The sequence below is a fragment of the Nonomuraea sp. NPDC049784 genome (genome assembly GCF_040659615.1).
Lineage (GTDB): Bacteria > Actinomycetota > Actinomycetes > Streptosporangiales > Streptosporangiaceae > Nonomuraea.
Genome location: NZ_JBFAMX010000669.1, coordinates 1 through 5,315, shown reverse-complemented (window position 1 = coordinate 5,315; position 5,315 = coordinate 1). Strand labels below are relative to the sequence as shown.

The window sequence follows — 5,315 nt, the reverse complement described above, 5'->3', positions numbered from 1 at the left end:
TCCGATCTGAGGCGCGGGCCCTGCCGGGCCTCGTCGATGTCGCCGACGAGCCGGGGGATGGCCTTGATCAGGCCCTTGGTGTAGGGGTGCTGCGGCGAGCCGAGCACCTCCCTGGTGGGGCCCTGCTCGACCAGCCGCCCGCCGTACATGACGGCCAGCCGGTCGGCGACCTCGGCCACCACGCCGATGTCGTGCGTGATGACGAGAGTGGTGAGGCCGCGCTCCGCGTGGACCTCGCGGACGATCTTCAGGATGTTCGCCTGAGTGATCATGTCGAGCGCGGTCGTCGGCTCGTCCAGCACCACCAGGTGGGCGTTGAGCACCAGCGCCAGCATGATGCCGACCCGCTGGCGCATGCCGCCGGACAGCTCGTGCTGGTGCGAGTCCAGCACCCTGGCCCCGTCCAGCCCCATCCGGCCGAGCAGCTCCTTGGCCTCGCGCACCAGGCCGCGCAGGTCTTCGACGCCGTGCGAGCGGCCCAGGTCGAGCAGCTGCTTGCCGACCGTCTTGAGCGGGTTGAGCGAGTTCTGGGCGGCCTGGAAGACGTACCCGATGTGCCTGCCCCTGGCCTTGCGGAGCTGCTCGCCCTGCAGGCCCACCACGTCGCCGAGCCCGTCGATCTCGACGCTGCCCGCCGCGATCCTGCCGGGCGGCTGGACGGCGTTGAGCAGCGACAGGGCCAGCGTGGACTTGCCGGACCCCGACTCGCCGACGATGCCGGTGATCGAGCCGGGCTCCAGGGCCAGGCTGATGTTCCTGACGGCGGGCAACTCGCCCGCGGGGGTCTTGTAGACGACCGTAAGGCCGTCGATGCGCACGCCCGGCGCTTGTTGAGTCATTGCTACTCCTCACGCAGCCGGGGGTTGAAGATCTCGTCCATGGCGTCCACCACGAGCACGATGGCCAGCGTCAGCAGCAGGATCGCCAGCAGCGGCCCGATGAGGAAGCCCAGCGCGCTGGGCACCGTGAGCGCCCCCGAGCGGAACACGGCCGTGTTGAGCATCTGGCCCCAGTTGTTCGACTCGTACGGCAGCACGCCCAGGAAGAACAGGCCGACCTGCGCGTAGACGCCGCCGGTGACCGCGATGAGCATGTTCATCGCGATGTACGGCGCCATGCTCGGCAGCAGTTCCTTGCTCACGATGTGCGTCGTGGACAGGCCGAGCCCGCGCGCCGCCTCGATGAAGCCCCGCTCGCGCAGCGACAGCGTCTGCGAGCGCACCGCCCGCGCCACGCCGCCCCAGCTGAGCAGCCCCAGCACCAGGCCCATCTGGATCGCGCTGCTGAACTTCCACACGGTGGAGAGCACCAGCAGCAGCGGCAGGCCGGGGATGGTCAGCTTCATGTCGGTGAGCCGCATGAGCACGTTGTCCCAGCGGCCCCGCTTGAAGCCGGAGAACAGCCCGATGCCGGCGCCCACGACCACGGTGATGACGGCGGTCACCAGCGCGGCCAGCAGCACGTACCGCGACCCGGTGACGACCAGGGCGATCACGTCCCTGCCCTGGTCGTCGGTGCCGAGCCAGTGCTCCCAGCTCGGCGGCCTGGTGATCAGGTTGGGGTCGCGGTCCAGCTGGGCGGGGTAGAACATCGGCCCGAACACGCCCATGAACACGAACCCGAGTATGAGCACGACGCCCACCATGCGGCTGGGCTTGCGCTTCATCACCCGCCACACGCCCGCCCAGAAGTTGCGGCGCATCGTGGCGCTCGTCGACGAGCTCTCCAGGAGCACGGTCATCCCGACACCTCCTCGCCGCTGCGGACCCGCGGGTCGATCACGGAGTAGAACAGGTCAGCGATGATGTTCGCCACGATGATGGACACTGTGATCAGCAGGAACGCCCCGCCCATCAGCGCGTAGTCACGCATGGTGATGCTGTCGAGGAGCAGCAGGCCCAGTCCCGGATAGTTGAAGATCCGCTCGATGAACACCGCGCCGCCGAGCAGCACGCCGAGCGACAGCGCCAGGATCGTGAAGAGCGGCAGGATCGCGTTGCGCGCGATGTACCTGAAGATGATCGACCGCTTCATCCCGCGCAGCTCCGCCGCCAGGATGAAGTCGTCGCCGAGCACGGTCACCACGCTCGACTTCATCGCCAGGATCCATCCGCCGTAGGCCGCCAGCGCGTACGTCAGCACCGGCAGCACCGCGTGCTCGACCAGCGAGCCGATGTAGCCGGCGTTGAACCCGGGCTCGAACAGGATGTCCACGGGCCCGTCGGCAGGCAGGATCGGGATCAGCGTCGCGAAGATCGCGCTGAGCAGCAGGCCCAGCACGTACTGCGGCACGCCGTGCAGCAGCGACCCCGAGATGGCCAGGATGTCGCCGAGCTTGCCCGAGCGCTTGATGGCCGCGTAGACGCCCATGACGATGCCGACCAGGAAGCTCAGCAGCGTTCCCGCCAGCACCGGCAGAACGGTCCACTTGGCCGCCTCGCCCAGCACCTGGGTGACCGGCGCGCCCGCGTGGGTGACCGACTGGCCCAGGTCGAAGCGGACCAGGCCCGACATGTACTGGGTGTACTGCTCCCAGAGCGAGCCCTTCGGCTGGAACCCGTACAGCACGCGCGTCGCCTGCTCGGCCGCCTGGGGGTCCATGCCCGACTGGATCAGCTTCTGCACGTTCGCGGCGACCGGGTCGCCGGGAATGGTTCTCACAATGAAGAAGCTGATCGTGGCTACGACGAGGATCATGACGATCCCGCGGGCCAGATGGCCCGCGAGTCGTCGTGCGATGACTACCATAGGCTCTTTCTCTACTGCTTGGCCTTGATGAGGCCCAGCTGGATCCAGACACCGGCGGGCAGGCGCAGCAGGTCGCTGTCCTGCTCAGGCCAGCCGGTGAACCGGCTGGTGTTGGTGAACTGCGTGTTCACGTAGTCCCAGAGCTGGATGGCCGGGAGGTCCTGGTTGGCCGTCTTGGCGAGCTGCACCATGATCGGCTTGGCCTGGTCGGCGGTGGCCGCGTTCAGCTTGGCCGTGAGCTCACCCGGGTTGACCTTGCCGACGCCCTGGACGTCGATCTCCTCCGCGCTGCCCATCCAGTTGCCGCCCTTGCCGGGAGCGCTGTGCGCCACCTTGCCCGCGACGTTGGTCCAGCCGTTGGAGGCGCCGTAGAGGCGCTGGAAGATGTCGTACGGCGCCGGGCCGAGCGCCATCAGCCAGAAGCCGACGTCATACTTGCCGGCCGCGATCTCCTCGAGGTAGACCGGGTAGTCGGCCACGGTCACGACCTCGGCGTCCACGCCGTTCTCGATGAGCTGGCTCTTGATGTTCTCCTGCGCGGAGATCCAGTCGGAGAAGCCGGACGGCGCGTGCATGGTGAACTTCCACGGCGAGCCGTCGGCCAGCGCCCACTTGCCGCCCTTCTTCTGCAGGCCGGCCTCCTTGAACTCCGCCTCGGCCTTGGCCACGTCGTGCTTGTACGGCTCAAGGCTCGCCAGCTCGGAGCCGAGCCACTCCTGGGCGGGCTTCTGGTGGATGCCGGAGGTCGTCACGGCCGCGGTGCCGCCCTCGGGCGAGGCCACCTTGGTCACCTGCTCGCGGTCGATCAGGTAGGCCAGGCCGCGCCGTACGTGCACGTTGTCGTACGGCTTCTTCGACTGGTTGAACGCCATGCCGACGGCCACCGGCGAGAAGCCCTTGATCAGCTGGGAGCCGGGGGCGTTCTTGATCCGGGTCATCACGTCCGTCGGGGCGGCGGTGAAGCCGGCGTGGTCGAGCTTGCCCGCGGTCAGGTAGTTCCAGATCTGCTCGTTGCCGCTGTAGTTGAGGAACTTCACCTGCGCGGGCGCGACCTGCGCGGCGTTGTAGAAGTTCTTGTTCTTGACCAGCAACGCCTCGCCGGGGTTGACCCGCTCCAGCGTGAAGGGCCCGGCCGAGACGTCCTTCGGCGGGGCGAAGGCGAGCACCTTCTGGCCGATGGCGAGGATCGCCTCGCGGTCCTTGTCGGCCTCGGCGCCGGTGCCCCTGGAGGCCTTGAGCTTGTCCCAGAAGTCGGCGGGCAGCAGGCTGCCCCAGACGTGCGCGGGCACGACCCAGTTGTCCATGACGCCCCGGGCGAACTTCATGCTCGGGTTCTTCATGTCCTGGGTGACCTTGACCGTCTGGTTGTCCACCACCTGGACGTCGGCCGCCACGCCCGCCGCGCCCGGCGTGATCGCGAACGCGGTGCTGCCGGTCGTGGAGGCCAGGCCGAGGGAGAGCTTGACGTCGTCGGCCGTCACCGGCTTGCCGTCGGACCACTTGGCGTTCGGCTGGAGGTGGATCGTGATCGAGGAGTTGTCGGGAGCGATTTCCCAACTGGCGGCGATGCCGGGGTAGAACTGGTTCGGGTCGGTCATATGGTTCTTGACCCATCCCAGCTTCATCGCGTTGTAGCCGATGAAGGAGTTGCCCTTCGGCGCCCATGGGTTCGCCGGGCCGCTCGCGTCGATGCCGGGCCGGTTCACGTCGATCGTGGTGAAGAGCCCGCCGCCGCCCGAGCCACTGGAATTGTTGGTGGAACCACCGCTGCACGCCGCTGTCGCGGTGGCAAGACCCAGCAACGCTACTACCGCTGCCAGTCGTTTCATTTGCCGCTCCGGGGAGATGTCGGGACCTGTCGTTGATCTGTAGGGATTGACCGGACACTACGATCGCGCCCGACTCGCGTCAATAATCTCCAGTGGTTGTGAGGCTAATGTAACTTTCCTTCATCAGTGTGCGGAGTGGAGCTAAGCGCCGTCAAGTAATCGGTCAGCTCATTACCAAGACGGCCGCCCCGCTGACCTGGTCATTCGCCAGATCGGTGAGTGCGCGGTCCGCCTCTTCGAACGGGTAGAGCGTCGTCGTCACGCGTGGCGGATGCGCCAGCGCCAGCTCCAGATAGGCCCGCCCGTCGGCCCTGGTATTGGCCGTCACACTGCGTAGGGTGCGCTCCTGGAAGAGATGCCGCTCGTAGTCCAGAACGGGTACATCGGTCAGATGAATTCCCGCGATGGCCAAAGTGCCGCCCCGGTCGAGCGCTTCGAGTGCCGGTGGGACCAGGGTACCTACCGGCGCAAACAGGATGGCCGAGTCCAATGGCTCGGGCGGTATGTCGCCTGCGGACGCGGCGCCGAGCTCAAGCGCGAGCGCCCTGGAGGCCGCGGATCTGGTCACCGCGTGCACGACGGCCCCCTGGGCGATGGCGGCCTGCGCCGTCAGGTGGGCCGAGGCCCCGAAGCCGTAGATCCCCAGCCGCCCGCCCGGCGGCAGATCGCAGCGCAGCAGCGCCCGGTAGCCGATGATCCCGGCGCACAGCAGCGGCGCCAGCCGCTCGGCGGGCACGT

The 5,315-nt window shown here is 67.9% G+C and carries 5 protein-coding genes; all 5 read right to left on the bottom strand.

The window, feature by feature from the left end:
• A partial coding sequence (locus tag AB0J09_RS55270; RefSeq protein ID WP_360710394.1) for an ABC transporter ATP-binding protein occupies window positions 1-839 on the bottom strand: 839 nt, incomplete at its 3' end.
• 2 nt (window positions 840-841) lie between these two features.
• Window positions 842-1,741 carry an ABC transporter permease gene (locus AB0J09_RS55265; RefSeq protein WP_360710392.1) on the bottom strand — a complete coding sequence of 300 codons (900 nt, stop codon included), beginning with the start codon at window positions 1,739-1,741 and terminating at the stop codon, window positions 842-844.
• A complete protein-coding gene (locus AB0J09_RS55260) occupies window positions 1,738-2,748 on the bottom strand; it encodes an ABC transporter permease (RefSeq protein ID WP_360710390.1) in 1,011 nt (336 codons plus the stop codon). Before AB0J09_RS55260 ends, AB0J09_RS55265 begins: the two co-directional genes overlap by 4 nt.
• 11 nt (window positions 2,749-2,759) lie before the next feature.
• Window positions 2,760-4,577 carry an ABC transporter substrate-binding protein gene (locus AB0J09_RS55255; protein ID WP_360710388.1) on the bottom strand — a complete coding sequence of 606 codons (1,818 nt, stop codon included), beginning with the start codon at window positions 4,575-4,577 and terminating at the stop codon, window positions 2,760-2,762.
• A gap of 163 nt (window positions 4,578-4,740) precedes the next feature.
• Window positions 4,741-5,315: zinc-binding alcohol dehydrogenase family protein (locus AB0J09_RS55250; RefSeq protein WP_360710387.1), on the bottom strand; the 575-nt coding region annotated here is incomplete at its 5' end.